23 protein-coding genes and 1 tRNA gene are annotated in these 23,250 nt (G+C 55.0%); 6 read left to right on the top strand and 18 right to left on the bottom strand.

The window, feature by feature from the left end:
- Window positions 1–241: 241 nt before the first annotated feature.
- The 8 genes from KJW29_RS33280 to KJW29_RS33245 all read right to left on the bottom strand — a co-directional run bounded on the left by KJW29_RS33280 (window position 242) and on the right by KJW29_RS33245 (window position 6,273).
- Window positions 242–442: a hypothetical protein gene (locus KJW29_RS33280; protein WP_214627839.1), complete on the bottom strand. Its 201-nt coding sequence runs from the start codon at window positions 440–442 to the stop codon at window positions 242–244.
- 181 nt (window positions 443–623) lie between these two features.
- Window positions 624–1,646 (bottom strand): DNA-3-methyladenine glycosylase family protein, encoded by a 1,023-nt coding sequence (locus KJW29_RS36585; protein WP_214627838.1) that lies wholly within the window; start codon window positions 1,644–1,646, stop codon window positions 624–626.
- Window positions 1,647–1,760: 114 nt separating this feature from the next.
- Window positions 1,761–2,456: an ABC transporter permease gene (locus tag KJW29_RS33270; protein WP_214627837.1), complete on the bottom strand. Its 696-nt coding sequence runs from the start codon at window positions 2,454–2,456 to the stop codon at window positions 1,761–1,763.
- The gene (locus KJW29_RS33265; protein ID WP_214627836.1) at window positions 2,449–3,372 is read right to left on the bottom strand and encodes an ATP-binding cassette domain-containing protein; all 924 of its coding nucleotides are present in this window, start codon (window positions 3,370–3,372) and stop codon (window positions 2,449–2,451) included. The genes KJW29_RS33270 and KJW29_RS33265 overlap by 8 nt, the downstream gene beginning before the upstream one ends.
- Before the next feature lie 96 nt (window positions 3,373–3,468).
- On the bottom strand, window positions 3,469–4,428 hold the full coding sequence (locus KJW29_RS33260; RefSeq protein WP_214627835.1) for a sensor histidine kinase: 960 nt from the start codon (window positions 4,426–4,428) through the stop codon (window positions 3,469–3,471).
- Between the two features lies 1 nt (window position 4,429).
- The gene (locus tag KJW29_RS33255) at window positions 4,430–5,137 is read right to left on the bottom strand and encodes a response regulator transcription factor (protein WP_108995185.1); all 708 of its coding nucleotides are present in this window, start codon (window positions 5,135–5,137) and stop codon (window positions 4,430–4,432) included.
- A 4-nt stretch (window positions 5,138–5,141) separates the two neighbouring features.
- A complete protein-coding gene (locus KJW29_RS33250) occupies window positions 5,142–5,570 on the bottom strand; it encodes a disulfide oxidoreductase (RefSeq protein WP_214627834.1) in 429 nt (142 codons plus the stop codon).
- Between the two features lie 10 nt (window positions 5,571–5,580).
- On the bottom strand, window positions 5,581–6,273 hold the full coding sequence (locus KJW29_RS33245) for a DsbA family protein (protein ID WP_214627833.1): 693 nt from the start codon (window positions 6,271–6,273) through the stop codon (window positions 5,581–5,583).
- 208 nt (window positions 6,274–6,481) lie between these two features.
- Between KJW29_RS33245 and KJW29_RS33240 the strand changes: the two genes are divergently transcribed.
- The gene (locus tag KJW29_RS33240; RefSeq protein WP_214627832.1) at window positions 6,482–8,707 is read left to right on the top strand and encodes a heavy metal translocating P-type ATPase; all 2,226 of its coding nucleotides are present in this window, start codon (window positions 6,482–6,484) and stop codon (window positions 8,705–8,707) included.
- Window positions 8,708–9,486: 779 nt separating this feature from the next.
- Here KJW29_RS33240 and KJW29_RS33235 read toward each other — a convergent pair.
- The 5 genes from KJW29_RS33235 to KJW29_RS33215 form a co-directional block, all read right to left on the bottom strand.
- A complete protein-coding gene (locus tag KJW29_RS33235) occupies window positions 9,487–10,257 on the bottom strand; it encodes a sugar phosphate isomerase/epimerase family protein (protein WP_187103869.1) in 771 nt (256 codons plus the stop codon).
- 149 nt (window positions 10,258–10,406) lie between these two features.
- Window positions 10,407–10,658 carry a DUF7667 family protein gene (locus tag KJW29_RS33230; protein ID WP_087569773.1) on the bottom strand — a complete coding sequence of 84 codons (252 nt, stop codon included), beginning with the start codon at window positions 10,656–10,658 and terminating at the stop codon, window positions 10,407–10,409.
- A 546-nt stretch (window positions 10,659–11,204) separates the two neighbouring features.
- On the bottom strand, window positions 11,205–12,947 hold the full coding sequence (gene cysI / locus KJW29_RS33225) for an assimilatory sulfite reductase (NADPH) hemoprotein subunit (protein ID WP_214627831.1): 1,743 nt from the start codon (window positions 12,945–12,947) through the stop codon (window positions 11,205–11,207).
- 62 nt (window positions 12,948–13,009) lie between these two features.
- A complete protein-coding gene (locus KJW29_RS33220; RefSeq protein WP_214631429.1) occupies window positions 13,010–14,890 on the bottom strand; it encodes an assimilatory sulfite reductase (NADPH) flavoprotein subunit in 1,881 nt (626 codons plus the stop codon).
- Window positions 14,891–15,183: 293 nt separating this feature from the next.
- Complete coding sequence (locus tag KJW29_RS33215; protein WP_246608485.1) at window positions 15,184–15,576, bottom strand: c-type cytochrome; 393 nt, start codon at window positions 15,574–15,576, stop codon at window positions 15,184–15,186.
- Window positions 15,577–15,727: 151 nt separating this feature from the next.
- Between KJW29_RS33215 and tatC the strand changes: the two genes are divergently transcribed.
- Window positions 15,728–16,465: a twin-arginine translocase subunit TatC gene (gene tatC / locus KJW29_RS33210; RefSeq protein WP_373863978.1), complete on the top strand. Its 738-nt coding sequence runs from the start codon at window positions 15,728–15,730 to the stop codon at window positions 16,463–16,465.
- Window positions 16,466–16,510: 45 nt separating this feature from the next.
- Window positions 16,511–16,717, top strand: coding sequence for a twin-arginine translocase TatA/TatE family subunit (gene tatA, locus KJW29_RS33205; RefSeq protein ID WP_087569776.1), 207 nt, complete (start codon window positions 16,511–16,513; stop codon window positions 16,715–16,717).
- A 172-nt stretch (window positions 16,718–16,889) separates the two neighbouring features.
- Here tatA and KJW29_RS33200 read toward each other — a convergent pair whose 3' ends face one another.
- Window positions 16,890–18,605: a GMC family oxidoreductase gene (locus KJW29_RS33200; protein WP_087569777.1), complete on the bottom strand. Its 1,716-nt coding sequence runs from the start codon at window positions 18,603–18,605 to the stop codon at window positions 16,890–16,892.
- A gap of 25 nt (window positions 18,606–18,630) precedes the next feature.
- On the bottom strand, window positions 18,631–19,491 hold the full coding sequence (locus tag KJW29_RS33195; protein ID WP_246608484.1) for a gluconate 2-dehydrogenase subunit 3 family protein: 861 nt from the start codon (window positions 19,489–19,491) through the stop codon (window positions 18,631–18,633).
- 128 nt (window positions 19,492–19,619) lie between these two features.
- On the opposite strand from KJW29_RS33195, the gene KJW29_RS33190 reads away from it, so the two are divergent.
- The 3 genes from KJW29_RS33190 (at window position 19,620) to gluQRS (ending at window position 21,610) form a co-directional block, all read left to right on the top strand.
- Window positions 19,620–20,333 (top strand): hypothetical protein, encoded by a 714-nt coding sequence (locus KJW29_RS33190; RefSeq protein WP_214627830.1) that lies wholly within the window; start codon window positions 19,620–19,622, stop codon window positions 20,331–20,333.
- A gap of 123 nt (window positions 20,334–20,456) precedes the next feature.
- Window positions 20,457–20,533: transfer RNA gene (locus KJW29_RS33185), tRNA-Asp, on the top strand.
- An 84-nt stretch (window positions 20,534–20,617) separates the two neighbouring features.
- Entirely contained in the window at window positions 20,618–21,610 is a 993-nt protein-coding gene (gene gluQRS / locus KJW29_RS33180; protein WP_214627829.1) for a tRNA glutamyl-Q(34) synthetase GluQRS, read from the top strand.
- Between the two features lie 82 nt (window positions 21,611–21,692).
- On the opposite strand, the gene KJW29_RS33175 is transcribed toward gluQRS, so the two are convergent.
- From KJW29_RS33175 to KJW29_RS33165, 3 genes are read right to left on the bottom strand one after another with little or no spacing between them, the layout of a single operon-like run.
- A complete protein-coding gene (locus KJW29_RS33175) occupies window positions 21,693–21,974 on the bottom strand; it encodes a DUF2277 domain-containing protein (RefSeq protein ID WP_087569780.1) in 282 nt (93 codons plus the stop codon).
- 19 nt (window positions 21,975–21,993) lie between these two features.
- Window positions 21,994–22,395 carry a secondary thiamine-phosphate synthase enzyme YjbQ gene (locus tag KJW29_RS33170; protein ID WP_214627828.1) on the bottom strand — a complete coding sequence of 134 codons (402 nt, stop codon included), beginning with the start codon at window positions 22,393–22,395 and terminating at the stop codon, window positions 21,994–21,996.
- Between the two features lies 1 nt (window position 22,396).
- On the bottom strand, window positions 22,397–22,996 hold the full coding sequence (locus tag KJW29_RS33165; protein ID WP_087569782.1) for a DUF2087 domain-containing protein: 600 nt from the start codon (window positions 22,994–22,996) through the stop codon (window positions 22,397–22,399).
- Window positions 22,997–23,250: the final 254 nt, after the last annotated feature.

Genomic DNA, 23,250 nt, shown 5'->3' with positions numbered 1-23,250 from the left:
AAAGGGAATTTCTCCCTCTAATTCATTCAACCTGGTGTGATTTCGACCGTTCCCCCCATATTAGATGGCACTTTTCCCTCTATTTGAGTCGCATACGGCTAATCGGGCATATTAGAGGGAGGTTTTCCCTCTATTGGTCTTGGTAACTGCAAAATATTTGTTGGCTTCGAGTTTGTGGTCGCTTACTGATAATCAGCCATATGTAGAAGGGAGCTCTATTGTGAAGCACGCCGCTACGTTGTTACTTGCCCTCTGCCTGTGCGCTTGTGCCTGCCTCTGACTCTGCCTCTACCTGCACCACTGCACCTGTGTCTGCCTCTACCTGCACCTCTGCGCCTGTGCCTGCCTCTGACTCTGCCTGTACCTGCACCTCTGCGCCTGTGTCTGCCTCTACCTGCACCCCTGCGCCTGTGCCTACCTCTGACTCTGACTCTTCCTGCACCTCTGCGCCTGTGCCTGCCTCTGACTCTGCCTCTACCTGCACCTCTGCACCTGTGTCTGCCTCTGCCTGTACCTCTGCACCTGTGTCTGCCTCTTCCTCTTCCTGTACCTGTACCTGTACCTGTACCTGTGCATTTGCCTGTGCCCGCCCCCGCCCTCGCATATGCACAAAGAAGGCCGCTCTAATAGAACAGCCTCCACAAGTAAAAAGTCGCGTACGCCTCCCAGCCCGCCCAGCCTTTCGACATGGCAGATAGCTCCTCCTTGGTCGGTTTGCGGCCCTCGCCAGTCAACGACTTGATCGCGTTATGCAGACCAACGTCGTCGATCGGGAACGCGTCCGGGTAACGAAGACATCTCATAATGACGTAATGGGCCGTCCAGGGACCGATGCCCCGCCGACTGACAAGCATGCGCTCGGCTTCCTTTATACTGCCCGATGCCAGCAGCCTCTCCTTCGTCAACTCGCCCGATGCCACTGCCTCCGCCGTGTCGATGAGGTATTCGCTCTTCCGCGTCGTCATGCGCAGCGGTTCAAGGTCCTCTACCGTCAGTCCCGCGATCGTCTCCGGCTCCGGGAACAGCCAGTAGGCATGGCCCCCGTGCTCGATGCATCGGCCGTATTGCTCGACCAGCCTGCGCTTTAGCGTGTACGCGAACGCCAGATTAATCTGCTGGCCAATAATGCCCCAGCATAGCGCCTCGAACAGATCCGGAATGCCCAGTAACCTGAGACCCTGGAAGCGGCGGACGGGCTCCCCCAGCCAAGGATCATTCTCCGCCAGCGAATAGAACGGAGTCAGGTCCCGCTCCAGATCAAACCATTCGCGCACGTATGCAATTGCTGCGGAGGTAAGAGACTCCTTGGCAGACAGAGACCGCGGACCACAAGCATCCTTCGATGCCGCCTGTTCCTGCTCCGACGCCAACAGCAGCACCGGCTCTCCGCCGGCAGATTCCTTTTCGGTTCCCGTGAAGCCGGAGAGACCGGCAACCGCAACTGGCTCCGTCAATCGCTCCAGCTTCACCCCGCCTTTATCGCCTTCGCTCACACGCCACACAGCCCCGTAGACCCCATCAGTTATCGCCTTATAGACCGCACCGGCTTCCGCGCGGAACAGGCATTCGTTCGCCGAACGCTCCAGATAGGCCAGATTATGACCAAAATGAAAGCCTTCCGGGGCGGGCAAGTTGATCGTCTCCATCGCATATCACTATCCTCTCGGCCTACTCTTACTCTTTAGTTGTACCACAGAACATCGGCCGGAGGTTTTCGGGATCTTGTTGTTTTACTCTTGCTCTATTTCACCCTGTCGTCCTTAGCCTACGTCCACCTTGTCTATGTCGCGGAAGCTCCAGAACGCCAGTAAAACGCCGATAGCCGATAACGAGAGCGGAATCGCGATGATGGAGCTCAGGGTAAAGCCCATATTGTTGGAGGCCACCAGCATGACGATAAGAACGGCGGATACAATCGTCGCAACCACGGACTTCTTCCTCATGCCGAAGAGGAGCGGCAGAAGACTGATACCCGCAGCTCCGATGGCTTGCATGAGTATCGTCAAACCGTGTTCGTACAGAAGCGAATTGCTCCATTGATCATCAACGTAACCCATATTTTCGTTGATGATAAGGAAGATCGTGTCGACGAGCACATTCGCTATAACAACGTTCGTAAACGTCCATATGAAGACGATCGACAGCTTGGCGTACATAAGCTTCTTCCTGCTGACCGGATAAGCGAACAGAAGCCCCATCGTTTTGTCCCGGAATTCGCTAATGACAAGTTTGGACAGCAAAGCCGCCCCATAGATGATGAACGTAGCCCGGACTAACACGTCGATCATTTCCAGCATGTCCGGGTAACTAGCGAAGATCGGTTCTTCCGAGATCGGACCTTCGGTGAAATAGATAAGCGCCAGGAAACCGGCGATGATGCCGTATGCAAGCAAGGAACCCCATGCATATCCTTTCAGATGTCCTTTGCGCAGCTCGAGTTTAATGAGATTAAGCATGGACCGCGCCTCCTTTGGTCAATTCCAGGAAGAAGTCTTCGAGCGAATGATGACGCCGATTTATGGACTCCACGGATACGCCGTTTAGAATAAGTCCCTTTGCCAATTCGTCCTGCGGCATATTTCTGTCATATACTCTCAGCGTGCGTTCGCCGATAAGCTTGAAGTTCCGAATGCCCAGCTTCTCCTCCAGCACGTACGCGGCTTGCTTGGCATCGGCCGTCACGATCTCTACGTAATCGGTCCGGGATGCGCGTATATCCTCCATCGTCACTTCCCTGACAAGAACGCCCATATCGATAACGCCGATGACATCGGCCACCTGCTCGATCTCGCCCAGAAGATGGCTGGATACGAGCAGCGTCATTCCGAATTCGTCGCGAAGCCTGCGGAACAGCGACCTCATCTCCTGAATGCCCGAGGGATCCAGGCCGTTGATAGGCTCGTCGAGCAGCAGCAGCTCGGGACGCGTCGAGATCGCTCTTGCGATACCCAGACGTTGTCTCATGCCAAGCGAATACTGTTTGACCGGCTTGCCTTCGATACCGATTAGTCCCACCATGCTCAGCGACTCCTTCATGGCGTCCTGGTTGTAGAACCCCATATATTCGCCATGCAGCGCCAGATTCTGTTCCGCCGTCAATTTTTCGTAGAAGACCGGCGTCTCGATCATATGGCCGATTCGCTTGAGAGGCTCCACCGAACCCGGAAGCATCCTGCTTCCGAACAGTTCAATCTCGCCCCCGGAGGGTCTGACGAGACCCAGCAGCATCTTCATCAAGGTCGACTTGCCTGCCCCGTTGGGACCAAGGAAGCCGTAAATACTTCCCTTTTTAACCGTCATATTGACGTTTTTTACGATATCCGCTTTGCCATATGTTTTGCTAAGCAGCCGCGTCTTTATTACATCCGTCATGTCGTTCACTCCCCGCCAGATTTCGATCTCTTGCTGATCTGTTTCTATCTTATCGCGGGCCCCTCTCTTTTTCCTTTCTCGTTTCTTACTTATTTCTTACTCTCCTCGCCTTGCCCCTGCGGAACGCGGCATCGTCAGCTTAAACGTCGTGCGGACGAACGGCAAACTGGATACTCCGATGCCCCCGCCCATTCGTTCGGCTAGCCGCTTCGTAATGGTAAGTCCAAGCCCGCTCCCCTGCGAATGTTTGTTTCTGGAGTCATCCAGCGTGTACAATCTCTCGAAGACCCGATCTTGATCGGCAGCGTCAATGCCCCGGCCCCGGTCCGTTACTTCGATGACGGCTTCGCTCCCTTCGGCGTACAGCGACAATCCCAAGTAACCGCCATCCGAGCCGTAACGCACCGCATTGGACAACAGATTGTTTAAAATGCGACCCAACGCCTCTTCGTTTGCGTATAGCCAGACAGGCTCCTCCGGCAGTTTAATGTCTACCTCCAGCCCCTGGTCCGACAGCAGATCGTAGAAGGCCAGCACGCCGTTTCTGCAAACCTCTCCCGCATCCACCATCGACAGCTCCAGCTCGGAATCCCCTGATTCCAGCTTGGCGAGATCAAAGAACGCGTTCATAAGCTCCAGCACTTCTTCCGTCTTCCGATGCACTTTCTCTAACAACCGGAGGCGTTCTTCCGCGGTCATATTCACATGTTTGGCCAACATCTCCGCATATCCCAAGACGACGGTGAGCGGCGTTCTTAAGTCGTGGGACACGTTGGCAAGCATTTTTCGCATGGCCCTCTCCGTCATCGCATAGTCGGCAGCCGACTTGCCGGCACGGTCCAACAGATCGTTTATCCCGACCAGCAGCTCCCGCACGGCATGGGATTCAGTCGTTAACAGGATTCGTTCCGTCGATTGCTTAGAAGGGGCTTGGGCTATGTCATCCAGTTTCCCCTTGATATAAGCAATCTCCCTCTGATAAGCGCGATTGCGCAGCCTCTCTCTCACGGCAAAAAACAGCAGCACGGCAGCCGGCAACAACCACAGCCCTGTCATGCTACTGTTCTCCCAGACGATAGCCGATGCCCCATAACGTACGGATGTAGCGGGGATTCGACGGATCGTCTTCAATCTTCTCGCGCAGGCGCCGCATATGTACGTTAATCACATTCTCGTCGCCGTAATATGTGTCGTTCCAGACAAGCTGATACAACAACGCTTTGGTATAAACCCGTGTCGGGTGCTCCACGAACAGCTTTAAAATTTGGAATTCCTTGGCGGTCAGCTTTAGTTCCTCGCCTCTCTTCGTTACGATGAAATTGGAAGGATCCATGATCAAATCGCCGACCGTCAGCTTGTCCGACGTGATTTCTGCTTCGTCCGCGATAACCTCCGAATACTGAGTCGCCCTGCGAATGGAGGCCGCTACGCGCGCCGACAGCTCCAGCAGCGAAAAGGGCTTCGCGATATAATCGTCCGCGCCGAATCGCAGCCCGAGCGCCTTGTCCACCTCTCCGTCCTTGGCCGACAAGATCAGGATCGGCACGCGGCTGCGCTCGCGGAACCTCTGCAAAACGTCAAGTCCGTTCATCTTGGGGAGCATGAGGTCGAGCAGCACCAGATCGAAGCTCTCCGCGCGGAATGTTTCAAGCGCGGCAACGCCGTCACGAACAACCGTGACGGCGTAGCCTTCTTTCGTCAAATAATCTTCGACCATCTCTCCGATGGAGAGATCGTCCTCCACGAGCAGCAATTTGCCAGACATATTCCTATTCTCCTTCTTGCTCGTCGTCCCGTTTCTTCGCGACGAGAAGCAAGATCGTGATGAGGGTAAATCCCGTCAAAGCGAGGAAAGGAATCGTAATAAAGCCCAGCCAGTTGATCCACTCGGTCGTGCACGGAACGCCGTTTGTGCAAGGGCGCACCTTCTCGAACCCGGGGATTTTCTCCATCATATAATGGAAGGTCGAGACGCACATGCCGACGATGGAGAGCGGCAGCACGTATTTTTTTATTTTGAAATCGTCGTAAAACGCTGCAATGCCAAGAATAATGCTAAGCGGGTACATCAATATGCGCTGGAACCAGCACAGATCGCAAGGGATGAATTCGCGAATTTCGCTGAAATACAAGCTTCCGAGCGTCGCTATGACAGCGACCAGCCAGGCGAAGTACAACGCGTTTCTCCTGAAAGACATGCGCCCACCCCTATTCCAGGTTCGCTTCGATCGCCGCTTTAATCGCCGCGTAATCGAACGGATTTGCGATTTGCGTCTCGTTAATCATGATGGTTGGCGTTTGGTTGACGTTGAACTTCTCGTACAATGACTTGTCCAAGAGATATTGTTCCTTCATCTCGTCGGATTTCATAATGGTTCGGAAGGCGGTTTCGTCCAGGTCCGGAATGGTTGCTTTGGCCACTTCCACGGCTTTGTCCTCCGTCAGCCATACCTCATCGTGCTCGGAAGTCGGCTGTTCGTCGTACAGCGCCTTGTGGAACGCCCAAAATTGATCGGGATAGGACTTAAACACCGCTTCGCTCGCCAGAGCTCCGTTAACGGATGGCTGCTTATGGAAATCAACGTTAACGTAGGCAAACGTAGCCTTGCCCGTATCGATGTAATCCTTCTGCAATTGCGGCCATACCGTCTCTCCCCAATATTTACAGGAAGGGCACATGTAGTCGCCGAATTCGACGATGGATACTTTGGCGTTCGCATCGCCCATCACCGGCTGCGACTGAGTGGAAGGCGCGCTGGCCAGTTCCTTGTTTTGTCCTTCGCTTTTCTTCTGCGTCTGATTAATAATAACGAGCAATACGATGATCAGTACGACAATAGCCGTATACAATACGAAATTGCGGGACCCCGATTTTTTCTTGCGCTTCACTTGTGCACTCATTCCTTATTCACCTCGTTTGGTTTATGTCATTTAGCGTACCATAATAGTCGGACATCCTCTATATCCCCCTGAGAGAAAAATCGAACATTTTTTTACGAATGATATGAAAGTTACTTCAACAAAGAATGTGTAATTGACAGAACAAGCTAAAAAATACTATCATATGAACAAGTATTCATATGTGGGAACGAGAAGGAAGGCGAGCGGTATGAAGCAGTATCAGGTGAAGGGACTCTCCTGCGGCGGCTGCGCAATGCGGCTGGAACAAGAAATTCGGGAGCTTGAGCATGGCGAGGGAGCTACGCTTAATTATAATTCGGGCAGATTGCGAGTCAATGAAGAGATCTCCATGGACGCCGTGCGCCGCATTCTGAAGTCGGACGGAGCCACGCTCTCGGCCGCTCCAGCGGATACCGCAGCGCATTCCGAGGCAGCCGGAAACATGAATGGTCATGCCCACTCGCATGAGGCGGGGCAAGGGATCCACTCTCATGACGACCACGTGAATGAGCACGGACATGACCATGCCGAACATGGAGACGAACATGACCATTCCCATGGCAGCGGTTGGACGAAGCTGAGGCCCGTCCTCGCCGCGGCCATCTTATATGTCGTTGGACTTCTGCTCGATGGGCGAGCGGAGTCCTGGATCGTTGTGACCATTTATTTGGCGGCGACTGCCATCAGCGGATATTCGACCTTCATGAAGGGTCTCCGCAATCTGCTGCGGTTCAAATTCACGATGGATACGCTGATGACCGTTGCGCTCGTCGGCGCCATTGCGATCGGCGAATGGAAAGAAGCGACGCTGGTAGCCATCCTGTTCGGACTGAATGAATGGCTCGAAGGACTGGGCATGGAGAAAGCCCGGCGTTCCATGGATGCGCTGCTCAAGACGGCGCCTAAGGAAGCCCGCAAGATGGAGGACGGTCGCGAGGTGATCGTGCCCATACTTGCGCTGGCAGCGGGCGATATCGTAAAGATCAGGCCCGGCGATCAAATCCCTTCCGACGGCGAAGTCATCGAAGGGGTCAGCTCGGTTAACGAAGCGGCCATCACGGGCGAATCCCTGCCGCTCTACAAAGCTGCCGGCGACATCGTTTTAGGCGGCAGCCTCAATCAGGACGGCCTGCTGCTCGTGCGAATTACGAAGGCGTACCGGGATTCCTCGCTCGCCCGTATCCTTCATCTGGTGCAAGAGGCTCAAGAGACAAAGACGCCTACGGAATTGTTTATCAACAAATTCGCGCGTTATTATACGCCCGCCATTATGATCATTGCCGTCATCGTCATGTTGGCCCCTCCCCTGCTCTTCGGAGGAGACTGGTCGACTTGGTTGTACCAAGGATTATCCGTCCTGATCGTAGGATGTCCATGTGCCCTCATCCTGGCTTCGCCGATCGCTATCGTATCCGGTATCGCACGCATGGCAAGACATGGCATTCTCGTCAAAGGCGGCGTTCATCTGGAGCAGCTTGGAAAGCTGGAGCTGATCGCCTTCGACAAAACAGGCACATTGACCAAAGGAAAACCGCATGTGACGGAAGTGCGGGTTTATGACCAAGAGCGCCTGTTCCGCGTAGCGTCCCTCATCGAGAGCGGCTCGACACACCCGCTTGCCAAAGCCGTATTGGAGGAAACAACCCGAAGAGGCATTACGGATGCCGGAGAGACGCCGTCTTCCCTCCGCACTATAGCGGGAGTCGGCATGGAAGCCGACATCGACGGAAACATCTACAGACTAGGCAATGAGCTGAGCGCCTCTCATCTCGATATGCCGGAGCAGGTTCGAAGCGATATTGAAGCGCTGAAGGCAGCCGGACTCACCCTTGCGATCGTATCCGACGACTCGGAAGTGCTTGGTTTGTTCGGCATCGAGGACGAGATTCGCGAAGAAAGCCAATCCGTCATCGCGGCCATTCATGGACTCCATATTCGTAGAACGGTCATGCTGACAGGCGATCATGAGAAGACGGCGCGCAAGGTTGCGAATCGGATAGGCGTATCGGAAGTAAAGAGCGGCCTGCTTCCGGAAGATAAGGTGGACGCGATTCGCGCTTTGGCGGCGGAAGGACGCGTCGGCATGGTTGGCGACGGGGTCAATGACGCTCCCGCTCTTGCCGCCGCCACGCTTGGCATCGCTATGGGCAAAGGTACGGACAGCGCCATGGAGACTGCCGATATCGTGCTGATGCAGGATCACCTTGGCAAACTGCCTTATGCGATGCGGCTTGCAAGGCGCGTCGACCGGATTATACGGCTAAATATCGGCATAGCCCTTGGCCTGAAGCTGATCGCGCTCCTTCTCACGATTCCAGGCTGGCTCACGTTATGGATCGCTATTCTGTCCGATATGGGGGCGACGATTCTGGTTACTCTAATCGGTCTCACTCTATTTTTGGAGCGCAAGGAGCGCAGCACGGCGCAGGGCTGACGGACGATCTGATCATTTTCGGGCTGGAATCGAGGTTTCGGAGCTTGCGGACGATCTGATCATTTCCGGACTGGGTCGAGGTTACGGAGCTTGCGGACGATCTGATCATATTCGGGTAGGATCGAGGTCTCGGAGCTGACGGACGATCTGATCATATTCGGACTGGGTCGAGGAGTCGGGGCTGTTATGCCGACAATTATAGCTGCAAGCAACTGGCGCCGACCTTTGTCGGCGCCCCGCTTTCCGCGTTCACTGAGTCTCGTTGTTTCTCTGCAACATGCCTGAGCCTCGTTGTTTCTCCATAACTTGTAAGGACTAAGTCTCATCCTCTCTCCCTAATTGTACATATCTACACAATTTCGCAGGCTTTACCTACCCCAGCTCAGCAAATTGTACAAAAATACACAAATACTTGCTCCATATCGAAACTCGGGAGCTTTCTGATCCATAATTTGTGTATATTTGTACACATTCTCGGAAAACTAGCATTTACGCAGTTATATTTGTGTATTTTCGTACAATTGTTAATCGACTAAACGTAACTGAAGAGCAGACGCCAGTGTGTGTCTGTAATTGTACACGTACGCATAATGGAACGGAGCCCGGACCGACGTCTACTGGCAATTCCAAAGCTTATGCTTCTCAATCGTGGCTTCCAGCTTCGTCCTTAGCGCGTCGTAACTGACATGCGTAGCACGGCCGTATTCAGTCCGGTATAGAAAAACTAAAAAGCCTTCGGTCCCCATATCGGAGCCAAAGGCTTTCTTCCTGATTTAATACTATTCCGTCGCCAGGGAGCTCAAATAACGATAGCTGATCGCCAGGCTTTCGAACGGATCGCGCAAGCAAACATCCTGCTCCACCACGTACCATTCCACGCCGATCTCGCGGCAAGCGTCGATGATAGCCGGGAAGTTCATATTGCCTTCGCCGATCTCCGCGAACACTTGCTTGTTATCGACGATCGCCATGTCCTTGAGATGCACGACGCGCATGCGGCCGTCAACCTCCCGCACCGCATCTACCGGGCTCGCGCCGCCGGCTTGCACCCAATACATATCCAGCTCGAAGTGCACCGCATCCTTGTCGCTGTCGCCTTGCAGGATGGCCATGCCCGTTCTTCCATCGTAATTCGTATATTCGAAGTGATGGTTATGGTAGATGAATTGCAGGCCATGCTCCTTCAGCTTGCGGCCAATGTCGCTGGCAATGCCGGCAAATTCGGCATAACCCGCGCCGCCCGAATTACGGAACGCTTCCGGAATGGAGCCAAGACCGACGTATTGGCAGTTCCAGAGCTTATGCTTCTCGATCGTTGCTTCCAGATCCGTCGTAAGCGCGTCGTATCCGACATGCGTGGCGCAGATCGTCAGGCCGTATTCATCGGCAATCGCTTTCACGATCTCCGGAGCAATGGGGCCGATACCGGACACTTGCACGGCCTCGTAGCCGATTTCCTTCACCTTGCGCAGCGACTCTCTCAAACCTGCCTCATCCTTGCAAAACTCTCTAAGCGTGTATAACTGGGCTGCTATCATCGATTTTTTCATAACAAGCTCGCCGCCTTCTCATCGTTATTGGTAGGGATGCTTAACCTTATACGATGAGTATACCACTTCCAATCGCGGCCGCTTGTCTCGTATTAACGACTGCTGCCGTCCGTTTGACTCTGGTTGCACTATTGAAAAAAAGCTGGAGCTTAAATAAGCTTGGCTTCAATCTGTTCGATCTTGGCGCAAAGCTCTTGATGCCATTCGGCATCTCCGGTCGTGTAGGCGACGAATGCGACCGACTTTAGCGAGTCCAGATTGGAGACAAGATCGAAGTTCACTTTCAGGCAGTGCTCCAGCTCTCTCTTCTCCAGCGGAGACAACATGTGATACCCTCCGATCGCCCTCGCTTTGAGCGTAAGCTCGGCCATGCGGCGATGCACGGAATGAATGCCAACCATGAAACATGCCCTCCTTTTGATTAGATCCCATAATCGCGGTCTTATCAGCATGTCCGCATGGCTGCGTTCTCAAACCCATGAATTCCCTGCGTACTGCCACTCCCGGCGAGCGCCCCATTGTACTCGCTTTTTCATACACATTCGCCCGTCTCTACCTGCCAACGCCCCATTGTACTCGCTTTTTCATACACATTCGCCCGTCCCTGCCCGCCAACACCCCATCGTACTCGCTTTTTCATACACATTCGCCCGTTTCTACCTGCCAACACCCCATCGTACTCGCTTTTTCATACACATTCGCCCGTCCCTGCCCGCCAACACCCCATCGTACTCGCTTTTTCATACACATTCGCCCGTCCCTGCCAGCCAACGTCCCATTGTACTCGCTTTTTCATACACATCCGCCTGTTCCCGCCTGCCAACGCCCTATAGGGGCCAAGGACGGTGGACTCGTTCCCTCCTGGTTCTTTAGCTTAAAATTAAAAAAAGCACAGCCACGCAGGTAAGTGCGCAGCCGTGCCGTTGAATTTGTTATCTTGCGGCCGATCAACTATGGAAATCGGTGCCGTCCGCGACGGCTTTTACATAACCGCTGCGAATGACGAAGTCGCCGAAATGCTCGCCATGCTCGCGATCCGAAGCGTAGTGGCTCAGGATCGGCTTCAGCGTGTCCAGAATTTCCGTCTCGCCGATGTTCTCGCGATACAGCTTGCTAAGACGATCGCCGGAGAAGCCGGCGCCCAGGTACATATTGTATTTGCCCGGAGACTTGCCGATAAAGGATACTTCGCCCAGTGCCGGACGGCCGCAGCCGTTCGGGCAGCCCGTCATCCGAATATTGATCTCTTCGTCGCGAAGCCCGACTTCCGTAAGCACAGGCTCCAGCTTCTCGATCAACGTCGGCAGGTATCGCTCCGCTTCCGCCATTGCGAGTCCGCAAGTCGGCAGCGCCACGCAAGAGATGGAGCTGCGGCGCAGGGCAACCAGCTCGGAGCCGTCCGTGATGCCGTACTGCGCCATCAATTCGGCGATTTTCTTTTTCTTCGAAGCGGCAACATTGCCGATAATCAGATTCTGATTTGCCGTCAGACGGAAGTCGCCGGTATGAATCTTGGCAATCTCGCGAAGACCGGTCATCAGCTTGCTCTCTTCGGTATCGATGATCCGTCCGCTATTGACATAAATGGCGAAGTTCCATTTGCCGTTTTTATTCTTCGACCAGCCGTAACGATCGCCGTTGGATTCGAAGTGGAACGGACGGGACGGCGCAAGCTGCCAGCCGAGACGCTCGTGCAGCTCTTCGACGAACCAGTCGAGGCCGTGACGGTCGATCGTATATTTAAATCTTGCATATTTACGTACGGAACGATTGCCGTAATCGCGCTGAATCGTGATCGTCTTCTCCGCAACGTCGAGAATCTGCTCCGGCGTACAGAAGCCGATGACTTTGCCGAGCTGCGGATAAGTGTTGTTATCGCCATGAGTCATGCCCATGCCGCCGCCTACGGTGACGTTGAAACCGACCAGCTTGCCCTTCTCCATAATCGCGATGTAACCGAGATCCTGCGAGTAGACATCTATATCATTGGATGGCGGCACCGCGATGCCGATCTTGAACTTCCGCGGCAAATATACCGGCCCATACATCGGCTCGACGGCATTGCCGGCAAGGCCCATTTCCGCCTTCGGCTTGTCGCCGGTATCCACCTTCTCGCCATCCAGCCATATCTCGTGATAAGCCGGCGTTTTAGGCGCCAGATGTTTCGTCAGCTGCTCCGACCAGCGATGCACCTCGGCATGCACCTCGGATTGCTCCGGATTCGGCGTACACATGACGTTGCGGTTTACGTCGCCGCATGCCGCAAGCGTAGTCAGCATCACGTCGTTGATCTGACGAATCGTCTGCTTCAGGTTCCACTTCAGTACGCCGTGCAATTGGAACGCCTGTCTTGTCGTCAGGCGAATGCTGCCGCTGCCGTACTTCTGGGCCAGCTTGTCGATCTCCAGCCATTGCTCCGGCGTGGATACGCCGCCCGGCGTCACGACGCGAAGCATAAATTGATACGACGGCTCCAGCTTCTGCTTCTGACGTTCGTTCCGCACGTCGCGGTCGTCCTGCATATAGCTGCCATGGAATTTCATCAGGCGGTTGTCCAGGTCGCTCATGCCGCCCGTAACCCGGTTTGCCAGCGTCTCGACAAGCGAACCGCGCAAATAATTGCTTTCTATCTTCAACTGCTCGACATCGCTTGGAGTTCCGCCGACCGGTTGTACCTTCTGTTTCGTCATTGCTGCTTCCGCTCCTTCCCGTTTCACCCGTTGCTACCCTCTATGATCAAAAATAAATGATATTAATAAACATCGCGTTGATAACGCCCGCTTACTTGCAGATCCGCTAAATACGCCGCCGCTGCCTCCGCGTTCAGGCCTCCTTGCTTCTCGACCACGGACAGAAGCGCCGCATGAACGTCATGCGCCATATGTTTTTCGTCGCCGCACACGTAGACATGCGCGCCCTCTTGCAACCACTTGTACAGCTCCGCGGCTTGCTCCAAAATACGATGCTGTACATAGACCTTCTCCTCCGTATCGCGGGAGAACGCCACATCCAGCTTCGTAAGCACGCCGTCCTTCAACATGCGCTGCCAGTCCGTCTGGTAGAGGAAGTCGGTTACGAAATGACGGTCCCCGTAAAATAGCCAAGACTTGCCGCCGGCTCCCATTTCCTCGCGCTCTTCCATAAACGCCCGGAACGGAGCTACGCCCGTGCCCGGACCTATCATGATTACAGGAGTATCCGGATTAGCCGGCAGCTTGAAGTTCGGATTATTCTGGATGAAGATCGGCAGCCTGCCGCCTTCCTCCAGCCGTTCGGATACTTGCACGGAGCATACGCCGCCCCGCTTCCGTCCATGCGCTTCATACTCCACCTTGCGAATGGTGACATGCACTTCTTCGGGATGCGCGTTGCCGCTGCTGGCGATGGAATACAGTCGCGGCGGCATCTTGCGAAGGATGGATACAAGATCGGCGGCGGACAGCTTCCATGGGCCGAAGTCTTGCAGCAAATCCAACAGATCGCGGCCGCTGGTATAAGCCCTCAACGTCGCCTTGTTGTCCGGCAGGATGAGCTCGGCCAGCTTGGCATTTTCCGAGAATGCGGCAGCCTTCTCAAGCAGAGGACGAGTCAATACAGTGACCTCGAACTGAGCCAGCAAGGCGTTTCGAAGCTGTCCTTCTGCCCCCTCCTTGGTCGGTACGACGTTCTCGCTGCCGCTCCACTTCATCTCCGCGATAATCGCATCGACGAGAGCAGGATCATTTTGCGGGTAGATGCCGACGCAATCGCCAGGCTCGTAGGTCAGTCCGGAGCCCTCCAGCGAAATCTCCAGATGGCGTGTCTCGCGGTCAGAGCCGCGGCCGTTCAGGTTAATCGTCGCAAGCACTTCGGCCTGGAACGGGTTGGAACGGGAATATTCCGACTCCGTCGTCGTTGCTGCAGAGCTTGCCGGTGCAACCGATGCAGCTCCTGCAACAGTCGCCGAAGCTGCGGGAGATGCCGTAACCGCGCCAATGACGCTCGCAAGCCACTGCGAAGCCGGCCCGTCGAAGTCAACGTCGCAATCGATACGCGGCGCAAGCCGCTCCGCTCCCAGCTCGGCGAGACGATTGTCGAAGTCCTGACCCGTCTTGCAAAAGAACTCATAGGACGTATCGCCCAGCGCCAGAACGGAGAATTTCATGCCGTCCAGCTTCGGCGCGCGCTTGCTGAACAGGAATTCGTAGAACGTCAGCGCGTTGTCCGGCGGATCTCCTTCGCCATGCGTGCTCGCCACGATGAACAAGTAAGGCGTCTTTTTAAGTCCGTTCGTCTTGAACGCGTTCATCGCCGACAACGTGACTTCGAAGCCTTGTTCCTTCAGCTGCGCGGCCAGCTTGCCCGCCAACCGCTGCGAATTTCCCGTCTGAGAGCCGAACAGGACAGCCGCCTCGCGCGGCAAAGCCGGCGCTGCGGGCTGAGCCGCTTCCTCGGCCGGAATAAGCGTAGCTACCGCTGCCGCCGTCTGCTCCTGCAAAGCTATGGCCGATTCTGCGGAAGCGGTACCCGCCCTATAAAACGCCATATAACCGTTAAGCCATTGAATCTGGGAGTCCGTCAAAGTCGGCAGCAATTTGTTAAGCAGCTCGACCTGCGCTTCGTTAAACGGACTGTTCGTCACCTTAAGTTGCAACTGCATCCACCTCGCATCCAATCTGTGCACATCAATTCCAAGTTTACCAGTATGAATTTATGATCTAAAACTACCATAGTCCCTGGTTACGGTCAATGAAATCTGACGAATTCTGTCTATAAGAAATATTGAACCAAAGCGTGAGCTTTTCTTATGTAAGGAGCCGGTTATCTCACGTAGCGATTATAATCTGCCTAATGATAATTCCATGGAATAAGAATAACCAAAAGGCCGCTTCGCCGGACGATCGTTGGATCGCGGCGAAACGGCCTTTTTGCGATTGGCTCTTCAAGTTACTTTTTCGCCGCGAGCCAGCCCACGAGCGAATTGATTTCTTCGTCGGTCAACTGCCCTTTAAAAGCAGGCATGCCGCCCTTGCCGTTTACGATTGTATCCTCGATTTGATCCGCCGTCATTTCGCTGCCGACTTTCTGCAGGTTCGGGCCTACACCGCCCGCCAGATCAGCGGCGTGACAGCCGATACAACTTTTTTTGTAGACTTCCTCCGCTGCCGCCGTATCCACTGTCGCGCCATTGCCCGCATTACCCTCGTTTCCCGGATTCTGGGCATTATTGCCTGTTCCGGCATTGTTCGTGCCTTTATTGGCGTTTCCTCCGCATGCAGCCAAGCTAATCGTTAGCGCAATTACGGCCAACCCCAACACCCATTTGTTCGGACTTCTCACTTGCATACACCTCATTTGTCATTAAAGATGTGGTTACTTTTCCCGATGCGCGACAGGAATATTCGGCTTGGCAAAGTCGAATAAGGCGACGCGCTTTGGACAATCTATAAGAAACGTATGGAAAATGAGGAAATGAGGTGATTCCTTGGAGATGCAGGAAGATCTCGTGAGACATCTCGCCGAGCTTAGGAAACGGCTGATTCTCGTCGCCTGCTGGTTCTTCGTCACGATGTGCGCAGGTCTCTATCTGTCACCGAAAATCCTGCAGTACATCAAATCCAGCAACGTCTCGACAGAAGTCGAATGGAATGTATTCTCGTTCACGGACGGGCTTTTCATCTACCTTCGCTGCGCCTTCCTGTTTGCCTTTTTATTCACGCTGCCGCTCTTGCTGTACCAGACTTGGGCGTTCGTGCGGCCGGGCCTGACGGAGAAGGAAGCGAAGGGAACGCTCGCATACGTCCCTGCATCGTTTGCGTTGTTCCTTGCGGGGGTGTCTTTCAGTTATTTCCTCGTCTTCCCTATGATGATGCGGTTCATGATGCAAATGAACCACACCGTCGGAGCGGTGGAAACGTATGGGATCGACAAATATTTTGTTTTCCTGTTCAGCGTCGTATTTCCGCTCGGAGTCGCATTCGAAATGCCGATTGTCATGCTGTTCCTGACGCGGCTCGGCGTTCTGACGCCCGAGAGGCTGACAGTAACGCGCAAATACGCCTATGTAGGCCTTGCCGTCGTCGGCTCCTGCATCTCTCCGCCGGACTTCGTCTCCCATCTGTCCGTGACCGTGCCGCTTATTGTGCTCTTCGAGCTTAGCGCGCTGCTGTCGAGACGGTATGCGAAACGTCATTACGCGGTTCCGGTCCTTAGGCCGGATCCTACCTGATCCTGACCCGCATCTTAATTCGCCATTACGAAAGGAGCCAACTTCATGTTCAACAACATCGGCGTATCCGGGCTGATCATTATTCTGCTCATTGCGCTTATCGTGTTCGGGCCGTCCAAGCTTCCCATGCTCGGCCGCGCGTTCGGCGATACACTCCGCGAGTTCCGCAGTTCAACACGCGGGATCGTGGAGGATGATACGCCCGGCGCTGCCGCAATCGACGTCCAAGATGATTTGAAAAAGCTGCTGTAGCCTAACCCGAACCCATTACGAACACGCAAAAACCTCTATAGCCACCTCGAGTGGTATAGAGGTTTTTTGCCGTCATAGATGCACCCGGACGAAACGGCCGGCGTCCTTTGCAACGCGGCTCGTTTCTTTCCGGGAAATTTTAAAGGGATGGTCTGGAAAAGTGGCAAGCTGCTCAAACGAGCAAGCCGCCCTTCTCCCTGTATTTCAAGATGCCTTCGGCCGTACGGTAAGCGAGCGCGCCGACCGTGGCCGTCGGATTGTAGCCGGCATTTTGCGGGAAGGAGCTGGCCCCGACGACGAAGACGTTGTCCGCGTCCCACATTTGGCAGTACGTGTTGACCGCCGAGGTCGATGGTTCCGCGCCCATGATGACGCCCCCCGTGTTGTGCGTAGACTGGTAATTCACGATCTCGTATGGACCGATTTCCTTCAGATAGTCGACATGATCCGCCCCCATCTCCTTCATGATCTCGGCGCTGCGCGCAGCCAAGTATACGCCCAGTTCCCGATCCTGCTCCTCGAAGTCGAAGGTAACGCGCATGAGCGGATCCCCAAACGCATCCTTGTACGTAGGATCCAGATCCAGAAAATGATGTTTGAACGACATCGAAGCGCCTTGCCCGCCCACGCCGAGCGTCCGGTACGCATAATGAAGCGACTTTGCCTTAAATTCCTTGCCCCAGGTCGCCGTGCCCGACGGCACCGGGTTGTTCTGGATCGGACGGGAGCCCGTCTGGGACAATGCGATCGCTCCGCCGTGAATGAACTTCAGATCGCTATGGTCGAAGTTGTCGCCGTTATAATCATCCAGCGTAACGCCCAGCGAGCCCGCACCGGCATACGTGTTGAATTGCTGCTTCTCGAAGAAACCCGCCGCGCTGCCTTTAATAACCTGGTAGGCGTAATTTTTGCCGACAACCCCCTTGCCCGTCTCCGGATTATAACGTTCCCCAAGCTCTGAGAGCAGCAGCAGCCTGACGTTATTGAACACGTAACTTGTCACGACGACGATGTCCGCCGGTTGCACGATATCTTCTCCGGTCGTAACGTCCGTGTACATCACTCCCGTCGCCTTGCCGCCCTTGTGCAAGATGCGCCGCACGTTCGAATGGGTGCGAATCTGGAACTTCCCGGTTTTGTTCGCGACGGGGATGACCGTCACGACAGGATCGGCCTTCGCTCCGTATTCGCAGCCAAACCGTTCGCAATAACCGCAATATTGGCAGGCCGCCCGGGAAATACCATCCGGATTCGTATATCCCTCCGATAGATTGGCCGCCGGCATCATGTACGGGTTCAGCTTCATCCGCTTGGCTGCATCCTCAAACAATTGAAGCGCCGGCGACTTCTTCATCGGCGGCGTCGGATACGGGTTGCTGCGCGCTCCCCCCAGCGGATTCGGCTCGCCGGAAATACCGGCCATCTGCTCGAACTTGTCGTAATACGGCTCGAGCTCGTCGTACGTAATGCCCCAGTCCTGAATCGTCATTTCCGCGGGGATTTTGTTTTTCCCGTACTTTTCGATCGTCTTGCTGCGTATCTGGAAATCGTACGGCAAAAAACGATACGTCTGTCCGTTCCAATGAACCCCCGAGCCGCCTAGACCGTCCCCGAGCAGGAACGAGCCGTAGGAACGCATCGGCAGCGCCCTGATCCCCTCATTGCTTCGAAACGTGATCGTTTCCTTGGACAAATCCTGCATCATCTCGTATCTGAGCGCGTAACGCAACTCGTCGTGCACCATAAAATAATCCTCGGTCTTGCGGTCCTTGCCCCGTTCAAGACCGACGACGTTTAATCCGGCTTTCGTCAGCTCAGCCGCGATAATGCCGCCGCTCCAGCCGACTCCAATAATGACGACATCCGTTTTCGGTAACGTTTTGGCCATATGTCGCTGTTGTCCCTCCGCTTCGCTAATGGGCCATATGATCTTGCAGACTGATCGGGTCCATCTTCGTATAGTCCTTGTCAATTACAGCCGTATAGCTCATCTGATTGCCGGGATAACCGCGCATCCGCCAGCCGTTCATGTCCAGGTTGCCTCCGTACAGCGGGTCGCTATAGGCGCCCTCGAGCGTGTTCGTGCGAAGCATTTTAAAGAAACTGCTCGCCGAGATCGTCGTCAGCTGCACCGTATCCGACTCGAACGCTTTCAATACCTCATCCTGATCTTCCGCTACCAGCTCCGGGAAACTCTTCTGATATTGCGTCAAACTGTAGTTGTTCAGTTCCTTGATGCCGATCTCAATAATTTCGCGCCGCTTCAGCCGTCCTTGATACCCTTGCTCTTTCTCGCCCACATAGAACGGCGCCTGCATATAGTCGCGTCCGTTAAACCCCCATTCTCCTGCCAGCTGATGGTCGATGAAGTAGGCAACACCGAGCGTTTTCGCTCCGGGGCCGTTCTCGTCCTCGGGAAAAATACGTTCCGTCGCGCTCTCCACGATGCGAAACTGTTCCTGCGTCAGAAACATGAGCGCGCGGTTGTAATTTCGCGGCTGAGCTTTCTCCTCCTCTCCCTTCCCCGGTTCCCCGGTGGGCGTCGGCTCCTCCGAATTGTTCGTGCAGCCGATGAGCGAGCTTAACGCGCCTCCCAGCGCCAGCGTGCCAAGCGTATACCCTGTCGTCTTCAAAAATTTGCGCCGGGAGTTGTTTTTCGCTTCCTGTTCATAGGCCAGCGGACCTGGCGGATTTGCAATCGGCTGCTCCATTGTAGCGACAGATCCGTCTTCCGCTTCGCGGTTCGGCTTGTTCTTGCTGCCGGTTGAATCCAATACGATGCACCTCCTGAATGGCAATGGTTTCGTTCGCGATTATTATTTTCCATGGAACGATGAATATTCATTTCGGTGAAAAGCTCATCCTAAATCATGCAGACAGCTTGAATGGAGGTTGATAACAAATGATAATGACGCGAATATGGCTGGCGGGGGCGACGGCAGCCGCTGTGGCCGCAATGCTGCTGCTCGGAGGCTGCAGCGCCGCCATGGATACCGATGACAGACATCCGATCGAAGCGCATTCCGCGGAACATGAGCACCAAACGAAGATGCTGCGCGATCCTTCCGTCATTCCGAGCGAGAATGGCTTGAAACGCCAAACGACGAACAGGCAAGGCGGCACAACAAATGGAATGGGGACATCGGTGTACAGCATGATCGGCAGCTCCGGACTGCATGCGGCCGGTTTCTCCGCGCATCTGGAATCCCGACTGAGCGGAGCGGGCATTCCGGACGTAAAGGTATTCGTCTTCGACGACACGGTCGTGCTCGCCACGGCGAAACGTACGCCTTCAGGCGCGCGTTATGACAGCGTTCAGATGAAGCTTCTAAGTCCGATCGAAGGGATGTCGGGTCAAGGAACGGCGCCGGGCGAAGGTCTTGGCGGCATAACGGGCACCGATAAGTCCGCTCACGACAACCTGTCTATGGCCGCCGAGCGGATCACCGGTTTTATGGGCGGGGGAGAAGTACGCGTGCTGACCGTGGAGAATGAATTGGCCGTACAGCTGATCGACAAAATCCGAACGGAGGCCACGGCCGAGAAACTGTCGCCGACGGCCATCGCGGACGATATCCGCGCGTTGCTGGAGCTGGCGGTGCAAGGAACAGAGTAGTCGCGGGTTCGGCTTCTGTCGCACCCAAGTGAATTGGTTGCTTCAGGAAAATAAAAGCTTGTCAAACTACACGCCGCCGTGTTAAGATCTTACTTGTGTCCAAGAGGCACAGACTTTAAGTGTGGAGCTGTGGTGTAGAGGCCTAACATGCCTGCCTGTCACGCAGGAGACCGCGGGTTCGAATCCCGTCAGCTCCGCCATTTAAAGTATAAACATAGGCAAAATAACAAACAGAGCGGCTATGCTGCTCTTTTTTTGCATTCCCGTTAAGGTGAGGGTGAACCATGTCGAAGCAACTGGACCATCATCAGCCAATCATACGCCGCGGACGTTTCGCGCCTACGCCGTCAGGGCTTCTGCATATCGGCAACGCCTTTGCCGCGTTGGTTGCCTGGCTTCAAATTCGGCAAGCCGGCGGCGAGTTTCTGCTCCGCATCGAGGACATCGACAAGCCGAGGTCGCGTCCCGCTTTTGCAGAGCAGCAGCAAGACGACTTGCTCTGGCTTGGACTCGACTGGGACGAGGGGCCGCGGCTTGGCGGGCCCTTCGCGCCCTATGAGCAGAGCCTTCGCGATGAGCTATACGAGGAGGCGCTTGCGTGGCTCAATGCAGCCGGCCGCCTTTATCCTTGTTATTGCAGCCGCGCGGAGCTCGCCTCCATCGCCAGCGCCCCGCATGGCTTGTCGTTGGAGGGGCCGGCTTATCCCGGTTTCTGCAGGCATCTTACGCTGGAGGAGCGCACAGCCAAAGAAACCCTCAAGGAACCCGCGCTCCGCTTCGTCATGCCGAGCGAGCCGATCGCTTTCGTCGACGGTTTTGCGGGAGCACGCTCCTATGATGGCGACGCGCTGGGCGACTTCGTCGTCAAGCGCGCCGATGGCATGTTCGGCTACCAGCTCGCCGTCGTCGTTGACGATGCCGCCATGGGCATTACCGATGTCGTACGCGGCGCCGATCTGCTCGACTCCACGCCCAGACAGCTGGCGCTCTACGATGCGCTCGGTTTGAAACCGCCAGCCTTCGCCCATGTACCGCTGCTTGGCGATGCCGGCGGCGAGCGTTTCTCCAAGCGAGACAAATCGTTAACGCTGGCCGCGCTTCGCGGCGAAGGCGTCATGGCCGAACGGCTTGTCGGCCTGCTGGGGCATATCGCCGGTTGGCTCGACAAACCGGAGCCCGTGCGCGCGTCCGAGCTTGTCTCCCTCTTCACTCCAATAAGAACTAGCGAGCAGCCTCTGCCCATCCATGACAATATGCTGCAGTGGCTGCGGAGTTAGTGCCTGCCGCAGCAATTAACGCCCGGCTCAAAGGCAGCCGGGCGTTCTTCGTATTCGTATAGATGAGAACGGTGGCTGCTTGCTACTCGACAGGCTTAACGCCGAACCGCTTGGCGTTGCGCTCGCGCGCCCGCTCCCGCTCGACCTCGCGGTTCTTGGGCTCCGAGTTCGTAACAAGCGATTCCAGCAGCCGCTGGGATACTTCCGTCACTTCCGCCACGGCGCGGCGGAACGCTTCCTCGTTCGCCTTGGAGGGCTGGATAAACCCCGATATTTTGCGTACGTACTGAAGCGCGGCCGCCTCAACCTCGTCCGGCGTCGCAGCGGGCTCGAAATTGAACAGCTGCTTAATGTTCCTGCACATGTCTCTCGCCTCCTATGGACTAATCTCCGATCACTTTCACATGAAATTTCCGTCTCCGCGGTCCGTCGAATTCGCAGAAATAGATGCCCTGCCAAGTGCCCAGCACCAGTCTTCCGCCCGAGATGAGCACCGTCTGGCTCGTTCCCGTCGTAATGGCCTTCAGATGCGCGGCCGTATTGCCTTCGGCGTGCCGATCCAGACGATGCTCCCAAGGGCACAGCTCGTCGAACCGGCGCAGCACGTCTCTGACCACGTCGGGATCGGCGTTTTCGTTAATGGCCATGCCGGCGGTCGTATGCGGACAATATACGATTGCGTAACCTTCGCGCACGCCTCTTTCGGCCACCGCCTCGCGAACGAACGATGTCACGTCGATCATTCCATCCCGTTCTTTTGTCGACAACTCATAAGTTCTCATCATCCTACTTCAGCTCCTCCCACTTCGTCCACAGCTCTCGCGGATTAAGCTCATAAGTCTCATTCTCGCGGAACATAAACTGATGCATAATAAACTCCCGTCGAATCGTCGCGAAATCATCATGAACCAGCTTGATAAAGGCGTTGATTTCCGATTCCCCGTATTTCCGTCCGTTCTCCAGCCTGGAGACCAGATGCTCCAGCACGATCAGCTTCTTCTTCATCTGGCTCGGAATGCTCTTAAGCCTGCCCTCCGCGTCGAAGAAGTTGCGAATGACCGAATCTCTCAGCCGCGTATATTCGTCTTGCTCCATCATATCAGCATCGCCCCTCTTATGAAATACAAGCCCCAATACCCCTTCGGCTCCTCGCTTCAGGAAATAAGGATTTAATGAGAAGTAGATCGTATTTTTTTCTCTTCGCTCGTAAATAAGCGCTGCCTCCCGCAGCTTGGCTGCATGGAAGGTAATCGTCGCCGGCGTAAGAGCTAGCTTCTCCGCCAGCACTTGCCCGTTAAGCTCGCCTTCGGCGAGCAGTGCCAGCATGCGTATCCGCGTCGCGTCGGACAAGGCTTTGTGATATTGCACGATTTTGTCCAATTGCATGGCGTGACGCCTCCCTTTATATTTGATTAGATATTTATCTAATTAGATATTTATTAAAATACAGTATTGGGATTGGATTGTCAATCCAAAAAGTACAACAATATCACCTGACGGTGATTAGCAAGCTCAAATAGGTTAGCTGCCGCCAAACTCGAGCCATAGACGTTTTTTACGCCTATGGACGCTCATTCGAGTTACTTTCCGGGCCATCGGCGTTTTTAACGCCTACAGCAGCTCGTCCGCCTACTTTTTGG

The organism is Paenibacillus agaridevorans, from assembly GCF_018604145.1.
Taxonomy (GTDB): Bacteria; Bacillota; Bacilli; order Paenibacillales; family Paenibacillaceae; genus Pristimantibacillus; species Pristimantibacillus agaridevorans.
The sequence above is the reverse complement of the archived record's forward strand: the minus strand, read 5'-3'. Positions and strand labels throughout refer to the sequence as shown.

What these genes read in the sequence shown, in the direction of transcription:
- KJW29_RS36585 (WP_214627838.1), bottom strand. Translation starts at nt 1,646, where the DNA reads ATGGAGACGATCAACTTGCCCGCCCCGGAAGGCTTTCATTTTGGTCAT.
- KJW29_RS33270 (WP_214627837.1), bottom strand. Translation starts at nt 2,456, where the DNA reads ATGCTTAATCTCATTAAACTCGAGCTGCGCAAAGGACATCTGAAAGGA.
- KJW29_RS33265 (WP_214627836.1), bottom strand. Translation starts at nt 3,372, where the DNA reads ATGACGGATGTAATAAAGACGCGGCTGCTTAGCAAAACATATGGCAAA.
- KJW29_RS33260 (WP_214627835.1), bottom strand. Translation starts at nt 4,428, where the DNA reads ATGACAGGGCTGTGGTTGTTGCCGGCTGCCGTGCTGCTGTTTTTTGCC.
- KJW29_RS33255 (WP_108995185.1), bottom strand. Translation starts at nt 5,137, where the DNA reads ATGTCTGGCAAATTGCTGCTCGTGGAGGACGATCTCTCCATCGGAGAG.
- KJW29_RS33250 (WP_214627834.1), bottom strand. Translation starts at nt 5,570, where the DNA reads ATGTCTTTCAGGAGAAACGCGTTGTACTTCGCCTGGCTGGTCGCTGTC.
- KJW29_RS33245 (WP_214627833.1), bottom strand. Translation starts at nt 6,273, where the DNA reads ATGAGTGCACAAGTGAAGCGCAAGAAAAAATCGGGGTCCCGCAATTTC.
- KJW29_RS33240 (WP_214627832.1), top strand. Translation starts at nt 6,482, where the DNA reads ATGAAGCAGTATCAGGTGAAGGGACTCTCCTGCGGCGGCTGCGCAATG.
- KJW29_RS33235 (WP_187103869.1), bottom strand. Translation starts at nt 10,257, where the DNA reads ATGAAAAAATCGATGATAGCAGCCCAGTTATACACGCTTAGAGAGTTT.
- KJW29_RS33230 (WP_087569773.1), bottom strand. Translation starts at nt 10,658, where the DNA reads ATGGTTGGCATTCATTCCGTGCATCGCCGCATGGCCGAGCTTACGCTC.
- cysI (WP_214627831.1), bottom strand. Translation starts at nt 12,947, where the DNA reads ATGACGAAACAGAAGGTACAACCGGTCGGCGGAACTCCAAGCGATGTC.
- tatC (WP_373863978.1), top strand. Translation starts at nt 15,728, where the DNA reads ATGCAGGAAGATCTCGTGAGACATCTCGCCGAGCTTAGGAAACGGCTG.
- tatA (WP_087569776.1), top strand. Translation starts at nt 16,511, where the DNA reads ATGTTCAACAACATCGGCGTATCCGGGCTGATCATTATTCTGCTCATT.
- KJW29_RS33200 (WP_087569777.1), bottom strand. Translation starts at nt 18,605, where the DNA reads ATGGCCAAAACGTTACCGAAAACGGATGTCGTCATTATTGGAGTCGGC.
- KJW29_RS33190 (WP_214627830.1), top strand. Translation starts at nt 19,620, where the DNA reads ATGATAATGACGCGAATATGGCTGGCGGGGGCGACGGCAGCCGCTGTG.
- gluQRS (WP_214627829.1), top strand. Translation starts at nt 20,618, where the DNA reads ATGTCGAAGCAACTGGACCATCATCAGCCAATCATACGCCGCGGACGT.
- KJW29_RS33175 (WP_087569780.1), bottom strand. Translation starts at nt 21,974, where the DNA reads ATGTGCAGGAACATTAAGCAGCTGTTCAATTTCGAGCCCGCTGCGACG.
- KJW29_RS33170 (WP_214627828.1), bottom strand. Translation starts at nt 22,395, where the DNA reads ATGATGAGAACTTATGAGTTGTCGACAAAAGAACGGGATGGAATGATC.
- KJW29_RS33165 (WP_087569782.1), bottom strand. Translation starts at nt 22,996, where the DNA reads ATGCAATTGGACAAAATCGTGCAATATCACAAAGCCTTGTCCGACGCG.